This is a genomic window from Flavobacterium humi (genome assembly GCF_004745595.1).
GTDB classification, from domain to species: domain Bacteria; phylum Bacteroidota; class Bacteroidia; order Flavobacteriales; family Flavobacteriaceae; genus Flavobacterium; species Flavobacterium humi.
Genome location: NZ_SRLH01000002.1, coordinates 408,010 through 426,844, shown reverse-complemented (window position 1 = coordinate 426,844; position 18,835 = coordinate 408,010). Strand labels below are relative to the sequence as shown.

Below are 18,835 nucleotides of genomic sequence, written 5' to 3'. Positions count from 1 at the left end.
TTGGAATCGAGTAATTATATATCAAAATATTGCATTATCGAAGAACATTCGGTTTTTGTCAACGGCCGCAAGCAATTTGCATCGGAGCCGGTGCCTTTTACCGAATTTGCCAAGGCGGTTTATAAGGATTTCGGGATGGATTATCCGAAGTTCTTTAAAATGGACTCTTTGAGCAAACTCGCATTCCTGACCGCTGAAATTATTCTGGAGGATATTGCAAAACCTGGAGAAGAAAACAATAATATTGCACTGGTTTTTGCCAATCGGTCCTCGAGTTTGGATACCGATGCCAAATACCAGGATTCGATACAGGATAAGAAGGATTATTTTCCCAGCCCGGCGGTTTTTGTGTATACATTGCCTAATATTTGCATCGGTGAAGTCAGCATCCGGCACCAATTGAAATCGGAAAGCGCCTTTTTTGTTTTTGACGAATTCCCTTCGGAGTTTATGAAAAACTATGCAGATGTGTTATTGGCCACAGGCAAAGCCGAAAAAGTGGTATGCGGCTGGACCGAATTATACCGGGAAAAATACCGTTCTGTGATGTATTTGGTTGAAAAACAAGGCAAAACAGAACACAATAAAGAAATAATAAATCAAATTTATACAAATTCACTATGGACGCTTTAAAACAAGAATTAAAATCAAAAATTATCGAAGTATTAAACTTGGAAGATGTTGCGGTTGAGGATATTAACGATAATGACGCGCTATTTGGTGACGGATTGGGGCTGGATTCTATCGATGCACTGGAACTGATCGTGCTATTGGATAAAGAATACGGCATTAAATTGACGGATCCTAAGGAAGGGAAAACGATTTTCCAATCCATTGAAACGATGGCTGCCTATATTACTGCCAACAGAACAAAATAATCCATGAATAAAAAAGTTGCGATAACCGGAATGGGGATAATTTCTTCGATAGGAAAAACCGTCGAAGAGAATTTTACTGCTTTAACCGAAGGAAAATCGGGGATTTCCACTATAGAAAACCTCGAAACAATCCATAAAGAGGTCATTAAAGTAGGAGAAATCAAAATAACCAATCCCGAGTTGGAGCAATTGTTGGGGCTTTCGCCGGATAATAATTTTTCACGTACCGCCATGCTGGGCGCCTATGCTGCAAAGCAAGCCATAGAGAATGCCGGGATCGTGGATATGAACGAATACAGGACGGGGCTCATTTCATCTACCAGTGTTGGAGGAATGGATATGACCGAAAGGTATTTTTACGATTATTTTGAGGATGAATCTGTACAAAAGTACATTACGGCCCATGATGCAGGGGATTCTTCCCATAAAATAGCGGAATACATCGGCCTGACCGGTTTTGTTTCCACCATAAGTACGGCGTGTTCTTCTGCGGCAAACGCCATCATGATGGGCGCCCGGATGATTCAGGCGGGAAAATTGGACCGTGTGATTGTGGGCGGAACCGATGCCCTGGCAAAATTTACCATCAACGGTTTTAAAACCCTGATGATCTTATCCGATACATACAATACCCCTTTTGATAATAACCGGAAAGGGCTCAATTTAGGTGAAGCCGCCGCTTTTTTGGTTTTGGAATCGGAAGAGATGGTCCAACAGCAGCATAAAAAAGTCCTGGGATACGTTTCAGGTTTTGGCAATGCCAATGATGCCTATCACCAAACGGCTTCTTCGGAAAATGGGGAAGGGGCTTTCCTGGCGATGCAAAAAGCACTTAAAATAGCTAATCTGCAACCCTCTGATATTGATTATATCAATGCACACGGTACGGCAACTCCTAATAACGACTTATCGGAAGGAAGGGCGCTGATCCGGATTTTTGGCGAAAACACACCGGAATTCAGTTCTACAAAAGCTTTTACAGGACATACTCTTGCCGCCGCCGCCGCTATTGAAGCGGTTTACAGCATCCTGGCCCTGGAACATGGCGTTGTCTTCCCTAATATGAATTTCAAAACACCAATGGAGGAGTTTGACCTGGTTCCGCAGACCACATTGAAAACAAAAAAAATAAATCATGTCCTGTCGAATTCGTTTGGGTTTGGAGGCAATTGTTCCACTGTAATTTTTTCAAAAAACTAATGAAAAATTGTTATATCAATGGAATGGGATGTGTTTCGGCCCAAAAAACGTTCGAATCTGGTTTTTTGGAAGAGATACATTTGAATGAAACTGAAAATGTTTTGTTCGCACAACAACCGTCTTATAAGGAAATAATTCCTCCAGCAGCCATCAGAAGAATGGCAAAAGGAGTCAAAATGGGCATATACGCTTCCACACAAGCGCTTAAAGAAGCAAACCTGGAACAGCCCGGCGCGATTATTACCGGCACGGGAATGGGCTGCACGGAAGATTCTGAAAAATTCCTGAAAGCCATTCTGGACAATAAAGAGGAATTCCTCACACCAACTTCTTTTATCCAGTCAACGCATAATACGGTCGGAGCACAGATTGCCCTTGGGCTTCAGTGCAAAAACTATAATTTCACGTATGTGAACGGCGCGGTTTCGCTGGAATCTGCCCTGATTGATGCAACAATGCAAATCGGGAATGCCGAAATCGATTCGGCCCTGGTAGGCGGCATTGATGAAACGGCTGCCCATACCATCGAGATGTTCCAACTCAACAATTCCATTAAAAAAGAAGAAGACAAACCCTACCGTGTTATCGGTTCCCACTCAAAAGGCGTTGTTTTTAGCGAAGGAGCTGTCTTTTTTGCTTTGGAAAACCGCCAGACCGAAACCTCATATGCCCAAATCCGTGATGTTTTTACCCAAAATATTTTAAATCCAAATCAGGCGCAGGCTTTCATAACCGATTTCCTGACACAGAACGATACAACAATCGATCAGGTTGATGCGGTGGTTTTAGGGTATAACGGTGATGCCGGATTTGATCATTTTTACGATGCGGCCGGTTCGGTATTTGAAGGTATTCCACAACTTTATTACAAGCATTTGAGCGGGGAATACAATACTGCTTCAGCTTTCGGATTGTGGATGGCTTCCCATATTATGAAAAACCAGGAAATTCCTGCTGTTGTAAGTATAAATGATTGTAGAAAAGAGCATTATGATACTATCCTGCTTTACAATCAGTACCAAGGGAAAGACCATAGTTTAATTTTACTTACAAAATGCTAAGGCATAAGAACATAATTGTTATATGCCTGATCCTGCTTGTCTTGTTTTGTATACTCAAAGCAGCATGGTGGGTTTTCCTTTTGCTTTTTATTGGGTTTGCAGCGTTGGTTTCATGGGGTTCTTTTGACATCCGTCAAAATTATTTCCTCAAAGCCTATTCCAGTAACCCGGATAGGAAAGAGCGTAAAATTGCCCTTACGTTTGATGACGGGCCGCATCAAATGACTGAAAAAGTGCTTGATTTACTGCAGCAATACAATGCAAAAGCTACTTTTTTCTGCATCGGTACGCAAATAGAAAAATACCCGAATATTATGCAGCGTATCGTTGGGGAAGGCCATGTTGTGGGCAATCATACGTATTCCCATTCGAAATCTTTCGGTTTTTTCCCTTCTGCTAAAGTGAAAGAGGAAATCCGTAAAAACGATGATTTGCTTTTTGAGTTTACCCATAAAAAAATAAAATTTTTCAGGCCTCCTTTCGGGGTGACAAATCCTAACGTAGCCAAAGCCATTGCCGCTACAAAACATACTGTAATAGGTTGGAACGTCCGTTCGCTTGATACTCTGATCCAAAATGAGGACGCTATCCTGAAAAGGATAAAAAACAAAGCCAAACCGGGAAGCATTGTCCTTTTGCACGATACTTCTTTAAAGACCGTGCGGGTTTTGGAACAGTTATTGCTATTTTTGCAATCAGAAAAATATGATATGGTGGCTATCGATAAATTATTAAACCTTCCGGCTTATGAAGACTAAAACCGCAGTAGTGCTATTTTTGCTGTGCAGCCTGGGCATTTGGGCACAGGAACAAAAAATGTCAGCGTCCGAAGTGGCCAATTTTAAGGCAACTGTTGAAAAAGAATCCAGGAATATCAAATCCTTAAAAACCGATTTTATCCAGTACAAGCACCTTGATTTCCTTTCCAAAGACATAGAAACTTCAGGGAAAATGGCTTTCAAAGCCCCAAATTTGCTGAATTGGCAATATACAAAACCCTATCAGTACAGCATTGTCTTCAAAAACAACAAAGTATACATAAACGATCAGGGCAATAAAAGCACGGTCGATGCCAAAAGCAAGATGTTTGAAAAAATCAATAAACTTATCGTAGGAAGCGTGAGCGGGAATATGTTCGATGACAAGGAATTCGATATTTCGTATTATAAGGCGAAAGATGCGTATATCGCTAAACTGACCCCGAAAACAGCAACCATAAAAAAGTACATTAAGGAAGTAGATTTATATTTTCCCGTTAATGAAGGTACGGTATCACAGGTAAAACTGATTGAACCTTCCGGGGACTTTACAAGGATTGTCTTCAAAAACAAACAGATTAATGCAAAAATTGACGATTCGGCTTTTACTAATTAGTGGCTTCCTGGCGCTTTGTTTTTCCTGCAAGCCTTATCAAATCAAAGATGCGGTAAGGAAAGAAGATCCGGTAAAGGAATTCAAAAACAGCTATTTTTCCAATCCGGAAACCGATTACGTGTATAAAGCACACATAACGGTTTACGGCAATAGCCTGGGCGGCGTTTTTATTGCCAAAAGAATGAATGATTCCATCCACCGTGTGGTTTTTACAACAGAATTTGGGAACAAACTGCTGGATTTCGAATTGTCTGAAAACAGCTTCAAAATCAATTATATTTTAGAAGACCTGAACCGGAAAATAATCGTCAATACGTTGAGGGATGATTTTCGCCTGCTTCTAAAAGTGCATCATCCTGTGGAGGAGGTTCTTGAAAACCAGGATGCTACCATCTACAAAACAACAGACGGAAAACAGTTTAATTATTTCTTTGTGAGCAGGAAAAATAACCAATTGTTAAAATTGGTAAATGCTTCCAAAACGAAAGAAAAAGTTATCTTCGGATTTGAATCAAAAAACAGTAGTTTTGCAGATAAAATAATAATCAGCCATCAGCATATAAAATTAAAAATAGAATTAAATCAAATTAATAATTAACCTAATTTATCAAATGAAGAAAACAATTATCGTTGCATTATTTTGCATTTTCGGATTATCACAAGCGAATGCCCAGGTATCTTTCAAGCCAGGACTAAGAGCAGGTTTAAATTTTTCGCACCTTTCTAAAGGAGGAGCCTATTATGATGATGAATTCACGAATGATGACAGGGATTTTAATTCAAGAACGGATTTTTACCTTGGTTTCTACGGTGCTTTAAAATTGACACGATTTTATACTTTGCAACCGGAGATTAATTATTCCAGACAAGGTGCCAGATTCCAGTTCTATACAGATGACAACAGAAGGCATACGGAAAACCTGGAAGTGTCTTATTTGTCTTTGGGCGTTATCAACAAATTTACGTTCAACGAGAAATTCAACGTTCATGTTGGGCCAACGCTTGATTTTGTTGTAGATGAGAATTTTGACACGGATAGCGAAGTGGATATGGCTTTTGTATTGGGAGCGGGTTATAATTTCACGCGAAACTTCGGTATTGAAGCAAGAATCAAAAAAGGGATCATCCCGGTTTTGGATTATTCTGACGGAAACCACACCAATGTTGTGTTCCAAACAGGAATTACTTATACCTTTGACGTAAAATAAAAACGTATAACATCATGCTGCTAAAGGATTTTTACACTGTTGAAAAAGTAGAAAACGTTCAGGAAGGAAAATACAAAGCTGTGGTTGTCCTGAATAACCAACACGCTGTTTTCCAGGGACATTTTCCAGGAAACCCAGTAATGCCCGGAGTTTGTATGATGCAGATAATCAAAGAACTCTCGCAGGAGATTGTGGGGAGTTCTTTGTTTATGAAAAGCGCTTCGAACGTTAAGTTTATGGCGATTATCAATCCGGACAAAAATGCCAGGCTGGAGCTGGACCTCGAGATTTCAGGTGACCTGGATTCGGAAATTAGAGTGAAAAATACCACTACTTTTGACCAGACTGTAGCACTAAAATTAACCAATACCTATAGAAAGGCATAATTTTGAAACTTTTGTGCAACATATTGTTTTCGTTTTTTTTCTTACTTGTACAGGAATTACCGCAGGTAAGAGAGGATTATTATGCCGCTTCCAAAACAAAACAAAGTGCGGAAGCCTTTTACAATTCCCTTTCAAAATACAACAAGGACAATAAGACCCTATTGGCTTACAAAGGCGCTGCAACGGCTTTAAAATCCAAATATACTCCGGACAAGAAGCTAAAAAAAGAGCTTTTTATCGATGGTGTGAAAATGGTCGAAAATGCCGTTAAAAGCGAGCCCAATAATGCAGAAATCAGGCTGGTCCGGTTGAGCATACAGGAAAATACCCCTAAATTTCTGAAATACAAAAGCAATATCGAGGAAGACAAGAAAATAATTGTCGCTACTTTCGAAAAACAACCCAAAGACCTGAAAGAATACATCAGGATCTACACTAAAATATCCAAAGTATTTACCGAGAAGGAAAAGCAAATCATCCTTAAGTAACACCATATGAATCCGACTCAATCCATCAGTGAGCGAATTGAAAACCTAAAATTGTGTGTTATTATCCCAACGTATAATAATCACAAAACATTACGTCGGGTTATTGACGGTGTTTTGCAATATACCCCTAATATCATAGTGGTTAATGACGGTTCTACCGACACAACCCAAGAAATTACAGATTCCTATCCGTCTGTTGCCAAAATCCATATTCCCAAAAACCAAGGGAAAGGGAATGCACTGCGTGAAGGTTTTAAAAAAGCCAGGGAAATGCAATTCGCCTATGCCATTACCATAGATTCGGATGGGCAGCATTACCCGGACGATATCCCTGTTTTTGTAGATTACCTGGAAAAATCCGGCAAAGATATCCTGCTCATCGGTAGCCGAAACATGAATCAGGACGGTGTTCCAAAGAAAAGCAGTTTCGGCAACAGGTTTTCTAATTTCTGGTTTTGGTTCGAAACCGGCATCCGTTTACAAGATACCCAATCCGGATATCGTTTGTATCCTCTGCATGCCATTCCCAAACGATTCTTTACAAAGAAATTCGAATTCGAGATAGAAGTTATTGTCCGTACCGCCTGGAAAGATATTCCGGTAGAGAACATTCCCGTCAAGATTTTATACGATCCCAACGAGCGCGTTACGCACTTCAGGCCGTTTATGGATTTTACACGCATCAGTATCCTCAATACTGTTTTGGTAATGATTACGCTTTTGTATATCAAACCAAGGAATTTCTTGAGGAGCTTCAAAAAAAAAAGTTTTAAGGATTTTATCCGGGAAGATATCCTGGAAAGCTCAGATTCCAACACAGTAAAAGCACTGTCCATCGCTTTGGGTGTTTTTGTCGGGATCGCACCATTTTGGGGTTTCCAGACGGTTATCGTCATCTTTTTGGCTGTGCTCTTACGCTGGAACAAAGTGCTGGCTTTTACCTTTTCCAACATAAGCATCCCGCCCATGATTCCTTTTATCATTTACGGATCGCTTCGGGCAGGAGCCCTTTTTGTGGAGGATAAAGCAACTTTTGCCTTGGATTCCACTATTACCTTAAGTACCGTCAGGATCCATATCGTACAATATTTGATAGGCAGTTTCGCCTTAGCAACTACTATGGCAATTCTTTTTGGAGTTGGAAGTTATTTAGTACTTTCGCTTTCTAGAAATTCAAAAGGGTAAACAAGAGAAGATGCATAGGTATTTTATTGGGATTCATTATTTTGTCCAAAAAAACAAATTCATTTCCATCGGGATTGCTTTGGTATTTTTGATTTTTTTCGGGTTTTTTGCCTCTAAAATCAAGTTTGAAGAAGATATTACCCGGATCATCCCTAAAAATGATAAGGCAGATGTTACTGCAAAAATCCTGCAGCAAATTAATTTTTCGGATAAAATCACCGTTATCATTGAAAAAGGAAAAAACGGGACTGTAGATGATTTATCGGAAACGGCAACTGTTTTTTTAGATAGCATCGCGTCATGCGACCAATACATCAAGGCCATTCAGGGAAAAGTCGATGAGGAGAACATCCAGCAGACTTTTGATTTTGTGTACAACCACCTGCCATTGTTCCTGGAAGATAAAGATTATGCCCAAATTGAGCAAAAACTCAGCAAAGACAGTATTTCGGTACAAGTCGATAAGAATTTCAGGACTTTAATTTCCCCGACCGGGATAGTTGCCAAGGATTTTATCCTGAACGATCCTTTGGGAATTTCCTTCATCGCCCTGAAAAAACTGCAGCAGCTTAGCGTAGGGGATGAGTTTCAGCTAAAAAACGGTTTCCTGGTTACTAAAGACGAATCGAAGTTATTGTTGTTCATCAATCCGAAACAAGGCGGGAGCGAAACCGAAAAAAATGCCCTTTTTGTAGCCAAATTGAATCAAATCAAAGAAACGATCAATACACATTCAGAAGGCAAAACTTCCATCGATTATTTTGGCTCATCCCTGATTGCCGTTGCCAATGCAAAGCAAATTAAACAGGATATCGTGACCACCATCCTGATTTCCTTAGGCACGCTGATGCTGATCCTGATTGTTTTTTACCGAAAAATACTCGTGCCGGTTATTATTTTCATCCCTACTATTTTCGGGGTTGTATTTGCCATTGCCTGCCTGTATTGCATCAAAACGACTATTTCCGCCATTTCATTAAGTGTCGGGGCGGTGCTTTTGGGCGTTACCATTGATTATTCGCTGCATATTCTCACGCATTATAAGAACAATAGCGACCTGAAAACTTTGTATAAAGACATCACGATGCCGCTCATTATGAGCAGTACCACGACAGCGCTGGCATTTTTGTGCTTATTGTTCGTTAACTCGGAAGCCTTGCAGGACCTGGGGATTTTTGCCGCAGTCAGCGTAGTGGTTTCGGCGTTGTTTTCGTTGCTGATCATTCCGCACTTATACAAACCCAAGGAAACACAGCCGGATTCCAGTAACATTTTGGACAAGGCCGCCAGGTTTTCTTTTGAAAAAAACAAATTCCTGATCATTTCCAGTTTTGCCATCATTGTTATCAGTTTTTTCACTTTTGGACAGGTGAAATTCAACAACAATCTTTCCGATCTGAATTTTATCCCAAGCGATATCAAAAAGGCAGAAGCCAAACTGGAAAAAACCACCAACCTGACTTCAAAATCCATCTATCTGGCCTCTTATGGAAATTCCATGGAAGAAGCAATGGCCAATAACAGCAGGTTATTCGAAAGGCTTTCATCCGATAAGGAAAAGTCTGAAATCCTGAATTTCAGTTCGATTGGAGGCATTGTGCTTTCTGCAGCAGAACAACAGCAAAAAATCAATAAATGGGTCGCTTTCTGGACTCCGGAAAAGAAAAAAGCCGTTCAAAACAACCTGATTTCCAGCGGTATGCGTTTTGGCTTCAAGCCAGATGCCCATCAGCGTTTTTACGATTTGCTACAAAGCCGATTCGCGCCTATCCCTTTTGAAGAATATGCTACGGTGAAAGCTTTTTTCCTTGAGGAATTCGCTTCTGCCAAAAAAGGATTCTATACGATTTCATCTGTGGTAAAAGTATCTGACAGCCAGCGTGATGCATTTGTCAGAGGAATTTCAAAGGAAAATAAAGTAATTGCCATAGACAGGCAGCAAATGAACGAAACTTTTTTAGGGAAGCTCCGCGATGATTTTAATGACCTGATCAATTATTCATTCCTGGCCGTAATCCTGATCTTATTTGTTTTCTTCCGAAGGATTGAATTGGTGATTATCAGTACCATCCCGATTGTGATTACAGGTGTGGTGACCGCCGGGATAATGAGCATTTTCAATATCCAGCTGAATATTTTCAGTACCATTGTCTGTACGCTTATTTTCGGCCACGGCGTTGATTTCAGTATTTTTATGACCAGCGCGCTGCAAAAGGAATACACCGACGGGAAAGATGAAATGCCAACCTACCGAACGTCTATCATATTAGCGGCCCTGACTACAATCCTGGCTATCGGAGCCTTGATTTTTGCCAAGCATCCGGCCTTAAGATCGATTTCATCGGTTTCCCTGATTGGGGTTTTTGCCGCTTTGCTCATTACGTTTATATTTTATCCGATTTTATTTAAGATTTGTATTTTCAACAGGCCGGCAAAAGGGAAATCACCTATTTCGCTGCGATTGCTCCTTCATTCGACACTTTCCTTTATTTACTACGGTTTGGGCGGGATATTGCTTTCCGTAACAGGAAGGATTTTGGTGAAAATCATTCCGGGGAATCATGAAAAAAAGATGCTGGTTTTTAGGAAAGTAATGTCAAAATTCCTGTCTTCGGTATTATATTCCAATCCTTTTGTAAAAAAACAAGTGGTTAACCTTCACGGAGAAACATTTGACAAACCTTCGGTGATTATTGCCAATCATACGTCTTTTTTAGATACGCTGGCATTAGGAATGGTTACCCACAAAATGGTATATCTGGTCAATGATTGGGTGTGGAAATCGCCTATTTTTGGGAAAGCGGTCCGTCTGATGGGCTATTATCCCGTTTCGCAAGGGATTGAAGGCGGTGTTGAACATTTGCGTGAAAAAATCGAGCAAGGATATTCGCTGATGATTTTCCCGGAAGGAACCCGTTCTGAGGATAATGTGGTCAAGCGTTTCCATAAAGGCGCCTTCTTCCTGGCGGAGCATTTTAATTTGGATGTCCTGCCTATTTATATCCATGGAAATTCGGAAACAATACCAAAAGGAGACCATATTATTTATGATGAAAGCATTTCGGTTATTGTAGGCAAACGCATCGAGGCTGATGATGTTTCCTTTGGCAGCAATTATTCCGAAAGGACGAAAAAGATCAATGCCTTTTACCGCAAGGAATTCGCCGAGATCCGGACAGCGTATGAGGGCGAAAATTATTTCAGGAACAAATTACTACTGAGTTTTTTATACAAAGAGCAGGAAATCAGGGGCGAAGTCAAAAAAGATTTTGAGAGTAGGAAAAACACTTACCTGAAATTGAATACGCTATTGGAAGAAGATGCCAGGATTTTACACCTTGCAGACGACTACGGTCAAATAGATGTATTATTGGCGTTGCAACAGCCTAAAAGGAAATTGCAGACATGGCTGTCAAGTGAAGAAAAGAGAGGTATTGCAACTACAAATTTCATAGTAAAAAAACGCGAAATACAGTATCTTGGCACTCTTGATGCTTATGACGGGAAAGCCGGTACGCTTTTACTTTCAGATCAAAAGGATATCCAATTCAATGATTTGGAAAACAATGAAAGCATAAAGCAAGTTATTTTAGTCGAGAGCTCCGGTTTAAAAGCTAACTTTGAAAGCTTCGGATTTAAAATAACGCACGAATCCGAAAGCATTTTGGTACTAATCAGGTAATATTGGAAAAAAAATACGACATAGTAATTATCGGCAGTGGTTTAGGCGGCTTGGTTTCTGCAATAATTTTGGCAAAAGAAGGCAAAAGTGTCTGCGTTTTGGAAAAAAACAACCAATACGGAGGAAACCTGCAGACTTTTGTACGGGACAAAACTATTTTTGATACGGGAATCCATTATATAGGAGGCCTGGAAAAAGGACAGAATCTGTACAATTATTTTTCGTATTTGGGCATTATGGACCATCTCAAACTGAAAAAGATGGATGAGGATGCCTTCGATATTATTTCTTTTGATGATGATACCATCGAATATCCACACGCCCAGGGATATGAAAATTTCATCCGGCAGCTGTCGGCTTATTTTCCCGAAGAAGAAGAAACCATTAGGGCTTATTGCGAAAAATTGGTATATACCTGTGATTCCTTTCCCTTGTACAACCTCAAAAAAGGAAATGGGTATCAAAATGAAATTTTAGCGATTAATGCCAAAGAATACCTGGACGAATTAACCGATAACGAAAAACTGAAGGCTGTTTTGGCCGGTTCCAATTTCCTGTATGCGGGCAATGCCGACAAGACCCCTTTTTATGTACATGCCTTATCTGTAAATTCTTATATCCAAAGTTCCTGGCGCTGTATAAATGGCGGCAGCCAAATTACCAAACAGCTTATTAAGCAGCTCAGGAAATATGGTGGCGAAGTCTATAAACATAGGGAAGTTGTTGGTTTTGGCTTTGAAAACGAGAAGTTGCATTCGGTGAAAACCAAAAACGGTGAAGAATATTTCGGGGATGTTTTCATTTCGAATATTGAGCCCAAGACCACGCTAAAAATGATCGGTGAAGACAAATTCAGGAAATCGTATTACAAACGGATCCAGGAACTGGAAGTTTTAATTGCGCCTTTCAGTATCTACATTGTTTTTCAACCCAATACGTTCAAATACAGGAACCACAATTACTATCATTTTAAGGATAGCCGAAAAATATGGGAAGCTGGGGAATATACCCAACAAAGCTGGCCGGAAAGTTATATGGTTTCCATGAATGTTTCCGAACAGGACCAGGTCTGGGCCGAAAGCCTTACCGGCATTACCTATATGCGCTTTGAAGAAGTCAGGGAATGGGAAACCACCCATAATACTGTTTCCGAAGGAATGGAAAGAGGAAAGGCTTACGAAATGTTCAAATCGCAAAAAACAGAAATCTTCCTGGTGGAGCTGGAAAAAAAATTCCCGGGCATCAGGGCGTGCATCAAATCTGTGCATACCTCGACACCGTTGTCTTACAGGGATTATATTGGCGGGCATAACGGCAACCTCTACGGATATGTTAAAGATTCCAACAACCCGATGAAAACGTTCATTTCCCCTAAAACCAAAATCGAGAACCTCTTCCTGACAGGCCAGAGCATCAATATGCATGGGGTTTTGGGAGTTACTATCGGCGCTGTGGTCACGTGTTCGGAAATTGTCGGGAAAGATTACCTGATCCATAAAATTAATAATGATTTAGGGATATAGAATGAAGATTAAAATTAAAATAGCCTTTTTTACCGGAATATTGTTTTCCTTCTTTTCCTGCGGAATCTCTAAATCGATCCATCATCAGCCGGAGCTAAAAGGGTACAGCCAGGCGAAACCGGTTGTTGTAAAACATTCGGATACACTTTTTTCATCGGGGCCCAATTACCTGATCAAAAACAAGCAGAAACTCTGGGAATTGTATGTTTCGGGAGATCCTCTGCAAAGAGGGCTGACCATCGGAGCGCTTTCGGAACCTATGGTTAAAAAGCAGCAAGAGCTTTTCTTCTCCAGGATCCAGACCTTTATTCCATCCAAATTCAAGCAAAGGCTCCTTCGGGGTTTCCTGAATTGGTACAACCGAAAATTATACATAAATATCCCGGAAGAATACCAGTCTGAGATTTACGGCATTTCGCAATATACGTCAGATGATTTCAACTGGGTTGCCCCTAAATACTTACGAAGCCTTTATCTTCACGGGGCGCACGATATCGGCCATGCGATGCAGGACTTGGCTTTGGTGGGTTGCTCTTCCATGGCGGTCTGGGGCGCTAAAACCGATGATGGTGAATTGCTGATAGGGCGGAATTTCGATTTTTATGCAGGAGATGAATTTGCCGAAGACAAAATAGTCGCGTTTATAACGCCCGACCAAGGGCATCCGTTTATGATGGTTACCTGGGGAGGTATGGTAGGAGTGGTTTCGGGGATGAATAAAGAAGGCCTGACAGTGACAATCAACGCAGGAAAATCAAAAATCCCGCTTGTAGCCAAAACGCCCATTTCTATCGTGGCAAGGGAAATTTTACAATATGCCGCCAATATTGATCAGGCCATAGCGATAGCCAAAAAGAGGCAAGTGTTTGTTTCGGAATCTATTATGGTAGGCAGCGCGCAGGACAAAAAGGCGGTTTTAATCGAGGTTTCCCCTAATAATTTTGGCCTTTATGACGTTCAAAACAACGACCAGCTTGTCTGTTCCAACCATTTTCAAAGCGATGCTTACAAAACCGATGAAAGGAACCTGGAAACCATCGCAACAGGGCATTCGAAATACCGTTTAGATAGAATGAATGAATTATTATCGGAAAAAGAACAGATGAATCCGTTAAAAATGGCTGAGATCCTAAGGGACACAAAAGGGCTGAAAGACAAAAAAATCGGCTACGGAAACGAAAAAGGAATAAACCAGTTGATAGCGCACCACAGTATTATTTTCAAACCGGAGAGCCGGAGAGTGTGGGTTTCTTCCAACCCCTACCAGTTAGGAGAGTACGTGGCCTATGACCTGAATGCCATTTTTAGCAAAAAAGAAAATGATTTTGTAGTTTTAGGGACCAATTCGTTAAACATCCCCAAAGACGGTTTCCTGGATTCGGAAGCGTACCGGAATTATGAAAAATATAAGGAGCAAAGCAAGATAATCGATAAGGCCATTGCCCAAAAAGAAACTTTGGATGATGCTTTTATAACCGCTTACCAAAATCTCAATCCTGATTTCTGGATGGTATATGATAAGGCCGGCCAATATTATTTTGGAAAAAGGAGGTATATTGCTGCGCAGGCGGAATTCGAAAAAGCGCTTGCCAAAGAAATCACGACCGTACCGGACAGGATCCGCATCGAAAAATACCTAAAAAAAATAAGAAGAAGAAAATGATACCCGCAATAGAAAAAGCCTCTTTGGAAGAGATAAAGCAGTTACAGGAACAGAAACTGAAACAGACGCTGGAATACCTTAGCGGGAATTCTCCTTATTACAAAGCCCTGTTCGCTAAACACAAAGTGGATATCCGTTCCATAAAAACGATCGAGGATTTGCAACGGCTTCCGGTTACCACCAAAACGGATCTTCAGGAAAATAACGATGCTTTTTTTTGTGTGCCGATGCATAAGATTATTGACTATGCTACCACTTCAGGGACATTGGGGAACCCGGTTACTTTCGGCTTGACCGATAAGGATTTAGACCGGCTTGCCTATAATGAAGCCATCTCTTTTGCCTGCGCCGGAATACAGGAAGGAGATGTTGTACAGCTTATGACAACACTGGACCGTAAGTTTATGGCTGGATTGGCTTATTTTCTGGGATTGAGGAAATTAGGAGCAGGAGTGATACGGGTAGGTGCCGGAATACCGGAACTGCAATGGGATTCCATTTTGAAATACAATCCTAAATACCTGATTGCCGTACCGTCTTTTTTGCTGAAAATGATAGAATTCGCTGAAGCAAACCACATCGATTACAACGCTTCCAGTGTGAAAGGTGTAATTTGTATTGGAGAATCGCTTCGGAACCAGGATTTTTCCCCTTCTGTTTTGGCCGAAAAAATAACAGGAAAATGGAATGTCCAATTGTTTTCCACCTATGCTTCCACAGAAATGAGCACTGCTTTCACCGAATGCCAGCAGCTCAAAGGTGGGCACCATCACCCGGAATTAATCATTACTGAAGTCCTGGACGAGGACAACAAACCCGTTGCAGAAGGCGAAAGTGGCGAATTGACCATTACTACTTTAGGCATCGAAGCCCTTCCTTTGCTGCGGTTTAAAACAGGCGACATTGTTAAACTGCACACCGATCCTTGCCTGTGCGGCAGGAACACTATGCGTGTCGGCCCTGTTGTAGGACGGAAACAACACATGATCAAATACAAGGGGACTACATTATACCCGCCGGCGATGCATGATTTATTAACGTATTTTGAAGCCATCCAAAACCATATCATCGAAATTTCCACTAATGATTTAGGTACCGATGAAATCCTGATCAGGATTGCTGCCAAAGAAAACACGGAAGAACTCCTGACCCAGATCAAGGATCATTTCAGGGCAAAACTGCGCGTTACCCCAAAGGTGGAATTTGCACCTGCCGATGTACTTCATAAACTGGTTTTTTCCCCGATGAGCAGGAAACCGACGCATTTTATAGACAACAGGAATTAGCACTGTTTCCGTTTTTTCAGAACTGCACATAAAATGTAAATAATAGAATTATTTTACGGAATTGTGTAAGAGTTTTAGTTGGAAATACATCCAATTTTACAGATGGTTTTTCGCTTTAGAAGCCATCTGATAATCAAAAATGGAATGATGACAACTACACTTACCATATCGTCAGTCATTAAAAAAATACTGCTCGTTATCCTTGTATTTGCAGGATTGTATTATTCAAAAGGTTTTTTGATGCCGTTGTGCATCGGAGGTATTTTAGCTACGCTTTTTTTGCCTTTCTGCAATTGGATGGAAAGAAAGAACCTTTCAAAAGGCTTGGCGGCTTTTTTGTGTTTATTTACATTATCCCTGATCATAGCTGGTTTTGTGACACTTCTTTCCTGGAAAATTTCTGACCTGATCGATGATTTTGCCCTGATCAAACAAAGAAGCATGGAAGTTAGCGCCCAGGCCCAGGATTACATCTTCGATCACTTGGGCATTTCGGTCGAGGAGCAATTAAAAATCATCAAAAAAGAACAGCCGTCTTACACGACTATCATGCAAATGGTAGCCGGATCGATCGCTTATCTGTTTACCAATTTTATTTTGGTCATCGTTTATTTTGTCTTGTTGCTGTACTACCGTGCCCACATTAAGGATTTCCTGCTTAAGCTGGTCAAAATGTCCCAACGGAAGGAAATGGGGAAAATTATGTACAGCGCTTCCAAAGTTTCCCAGCAATATCTTGTGGGGCTTTCTAAAATGATTGTTTGTTTATGGGTCATGTATGGCATCGGTTTTAGTGTTCTAGGGGTAGAAAATGCTATTTTCTTTGCCATACTCTGCGGCCTACTCGAGATTATACCATTTGTAGGTAATATTACCGGAACGACTCTTACGCTTCTGGTAACGGCTATGCATGGAGCCGAATTTTCTGTTTTGGTTGGTATTGCCGTAGTGTACGGAACTGTGCAATTCATACAAGGCTGGCTATTGGAACCTTTGATATTAGGCCCTCAGGTAAGGATCAATTCCTTATTTACCATCATTGCACTGGTATTGGGAGAACTACTTTGGGGAATACCGGGTATCATCCTGGCCATTCCCGTTACCGCAATATTCAAAATCATTTGCGACCATATTGAAATGCTCAAACCGTATGGTTTTTTGGTAGGGGAAATCGAAAGCCAACAATCGGGCATCCCTTTTATCGAAAAAATAAGAATTCGCTTGTTTGGTACCAAAAAAGAATAAAACCAACAGGTAAAGTGCTTGAAATCAGTATGTGAATAATGCAAATTATTGGAAAAGTTTTGTAACACATGTTCTTATGATGTTCTTGAACTTTGACTCATAACTTAAATACTAAACATAATGGAAAAATTTCTCTGCTTATGTATATGCTTGGCATCTGCATTAACCGTTAGGGCACAAACGGAAGATAAAAAATGGAATATAGGCCTTCATGGAGGTGTGGTTCAATATCATGGTGATCTTGGCCATGATTTCTATAAAACAGATAATACAATGTATGGTTTCGGAGGTTTGTCGGTTTCCCGGTATTTGGGGAGGCACTTTGACATTAATGCCTTTTTTACCAGAGGGACGTTAGGTTACAACGACGGGACAACTGGTTTCAAAAGCGATTTTAGTTCTGCTTCCTTAAATTTACGATTTAATTTTACAGGCCCGGAAGCCATTGTCAGACCTTACGCCTTTGGTGGTATAGGAGCCATTCTTTTTGACAACCAACTTAATTTCCATAAAGAAAAAATAGATTCCGCTTTGCCTACTGCGGGTGGTGGGATCAATTTCAGGCTGACTCCTTCTATCATGTTTAACCTGCAGGAAACATTCCTTTTTACCAATAATGATGCAAGAGACGGTGCGCTCGCCGGCAAAGATGATGATTTTCTTTTCCATACGGCCGGATTGACATTTAATTTCGGGGATACGAAAGATACCGATAACGATGGTGTTTCCGATCAAAAGGATAAATGTCCTGATACGCCTGCCGGAGCAGCTGTCGATAAAAACGGTTGCCCGCTTGATAAGGATAATGACGGCATTGCCGATTATATGGATGGATGCCCGGATGTAGCCGGATCTAAAAACCTGAACGGCTGTCCTGACCGCGATAACGACGGCATATCTGATGCAACCGACCGTTGCCCTGACCTTGCCGGTTCTTCCGCCCTGAAAGGCTGCCCTGATGCCGATAGGGATGGTGTAGCCGATATAGATGACAAATGCCCTAATACCAAAAGCGGAAACAAGGTAGATGCCACAGGATGTCCTTTAGACAGTGACAAAGACGGCGTCCTTAACGACGATGACCGTTGCCCTGATGCAGCTGGCCCGGTAAGTTTAAAAGGCTGTCCTGACAATGACGGTGACGGTGTACCAGATATTGATGACCGCTGCCCTAAAGTAAAAGGCAATATAGCCAATAAAGGCTGCCCGGAAATTACAAAAGAAGATGCCAAGAAAATCACCTACATCGGTAGTAAGATTTTCTTCGAAAATAACAGTGACAAATTAAAAGTCGCTTCTTTAGACCAATTGGATGAATTATCGAAAATATTGAACCGTTATGAAGGTGCTAACCTGATTATTGAAGGCCATACCGACAGCAATGGATCAGACGAATTCAATAAGGCTTTATCCCAAAAACGTACCGAGTCCGTTAAGAATTATTTAATAGGCAAAGGCATTTCTGAATCCCGATTAACAGGATTGGGGCTTGGCGAAAGCAAACCGGTCGCTACTAACAAAACAGCGTTGGGAAGAGCTAAAAACAGAAGGGTTGAATTGAAAACCACATATTAATATTTGTTTTGTTTTTTTGGTTAAGGGCTGTTGGATTCAACAGCCCTTTTTTTGGAATCTGTGAATAATATAATTTTAAAT

Annotated in this window: 17 protein-coding genes; all 17 read left to right on the top strand. The window is 40.9% G+C overall.

All coding sequences use genetic code 11. The features are described from left to right. The 17 genes from E4635_RS04795 to E4635_RS04715 all read left to right on the top strand — a co-directional run bounded on the left by E4635_RS04795 (position 1) and on the right by E4635_RS04715 (position 18,754). A complete protein-coding gene (locus tag E4635_RS04795; RefSeq protein ID WP_135525482.1) occupies positions 1-633 on the top strand; it encodes a beta-ketoacyl-[acyl-carrier-protein] synthase family protein in 633 nt (210 codons plus the stop codon). Continuing rightward, a complete protein-coding gene (locus tag E4635_RS04790; protein WP_135525481.1) occupies positions 621-878 on the top strand; it encodes a phosphopantetheine-binding protein in 258 nt (85 codons plus the stop codon). Before E4635_RS04795 ends, E4635_RS04790 begins: the two co-directional genes overlap by 13 nt. Positions 879-881: 3 nt before the next feature. Beyond that, positions 882-2,078, top strand: a complete 1,197-nt coding sequence (locus tag E4635_RS04785) for a beta-ketoacyl-[acyl-carrier-protein] synthase family protein (RefSeq protein ID WP_135525480.1) — start codon at positions 882-884, stop codon at positions 2,076-2,078. Beyond that, entirely contained in the window at positions 2,078-3,139 is a 1,062-nt protein-coding gene (locus tag E4635_RS04780; protein ID WP_135525479.1) for a beta-ketoacyl synthase N-terminal-like domain-containing protein, read from the top strand. The genes E4635_RS04785 and E4635_RS04780 overlap by 1 nt, the downstream gene beginning before the upstream one ends. Positions 3,140-3,180: 41 nt before the next feature. Further along, positions 3,181-3,897 (top strand): polysaccharide deacetylase family protein, encoded by a 717-nt coding sequence (locus tag E4635_RS04775; RefSeq protein ID WP_246020685.1) that lies wholly within the window; start codon positions 3,181-3,183, stop codon positions 3,895-3,897. After that, a complete protein-coding gene (locus E4635_RS04770; protein WP_135525477.1) occupies positions 3,887-4,513 on the top strand; it encodes a LolA family protein in 627 nt (208 codons plus the stop codon). The genes E4635_RS04775 and E4635_RS04770 overlap by 11 nt, the downstream gene beginning before the upstream one ends. Further along, complete coding sequence (locus tag E4635_RS04765) at positions 4,479-5,111, top strand: hypothetical protein (RefSeq protein WP_135525476.1); 633 nt, start codon at positions 4,479-4,481, stop codon at positions 5,109-5,111. The genes E4635_RS04770 and E4635_RS04765 overlap by 35 nt, the downstream gene beginning before the upstream one ends. 13 nt (positions 5,112-5,124) lie before the next feature. Further along, complete coding sequence (locus E4635_RS04760; RefSeq protein ID WP_135525475.1) at positions 5,125-5,721, top strand: outer membrane beta-barrel protein; 597 nt, start codon at positions 5,125-5,127, stop codon at positions 5,719-5,721. 14 nt (positions 5,722-5,735) lie between these two features. Next, entirely contained in the window at positions 5,736-6,107 is a 372-nt protein-coding gene (locus tag E4635_RS04755; RefSeq protein ID WP_135525474.1) for a 3-hydroxyacyl-ACP dehydratase, read from the top strand. A gap of 2 nt (positions 6,108-6,109) precedes the next feature. Then, complete coding sequence (locus E4635_RS04750; RefSeq protein WP_135525473.1) at positions 6,110-6,595, top strand: hypothetical protein; 486 nt, start codon at positions 6,110-6,112, stop codon at positions 6,593-6,595. A 6-nt stretch (positions 6,596-6,601) separates the two neighbouring features. Then, positions 6,602-7,780 (top strand): DUF2062 domain-containing protein, encoded by a 1,179-nt coding sequence (locus E4635_RS04745; RefSeq protein ID WP_135525472.1) that lies wholly within the window; start codon positions 6,602-6,604, stop codon positions 7,778-7,780. Between the two features lie 10 nt (positions 7,781-7,790). Continuing rightward, a complete protein-coding gene (locus E4635_RS04740) occupies positions 7,791-11,462 on the top strand; it encodes an MMPL family transporter (protein WP_135525471.1) in 3,672 nt (1,223 codons plus the stop codon). 2 nt (positions 11,463-11,464) lie between these two features. Further along, the gene (locus E4635_RS04735; protein ID WP_135525470.1) at positions 11,465-12,985 is read left to right on the top strand and encodes a phytoene desaturase family protein; all 1,521 of its coding nucleotides are present in this window, start codon (positions 11,465-11,467) and stop codon (positions 12,983-12,985) included. A 1-nt stretch (position 12,986) separates the two neighbouring features. Beyond that, positions 12,987-14,648 (top strand): C45 family autoproteolytic acyltransferase/hydolase, encoded by a 1,662-nt coding sequence (locus E4635_RS04730; protein ID WP_135525469.1) that lies wholly within the window; start codon positions 12,987-12,989, stop codon positions 14,646-14,648. Then, on the top strand, positions 14,645-15,934 hold the full coding sequence (locus tag E4635_RS04725) for a phenylacetate--CoA ligase family protein (RefSeq protein ID WP_135525468.1): 1,290 nt from the start codon (positions 14,645-14,647) through the stop codon (positions 15,932-15,934). Before E4635_RS04730 ends, E4635_RS04725 begins: the two co-directional genes overlap by 4 nt. A gap of 144 nt (positions 15,935-16,078) precedes the next feature. Continuing rightward, positions 16,079-17,179: an AI-2E family transporter gene (locus tag E4635_RS04720; RefSeq protein ID WP_169630201.1), complete on the top strand. Its 1,101-nt coding sequence runs from the start codon at positions 16,079-16,081 to the stop codon at positions 17,177-17,179. A 120-nt stretch (positions 17,180-17,299) separates the two neighbouring features. Beyond that, positions 17,300-18,754, top strand: coding sequence for an OmpA family protein (locus E4635_RS04715; RefSeq protein ID WP_135525466.1), 1,455 nt, complete (start codon positions 17,300-17,302; stop codon positions 18,752-18,754). The last annotated feature ends 81 nt before the right edge of the window (positions 18,755-18,835 follow it).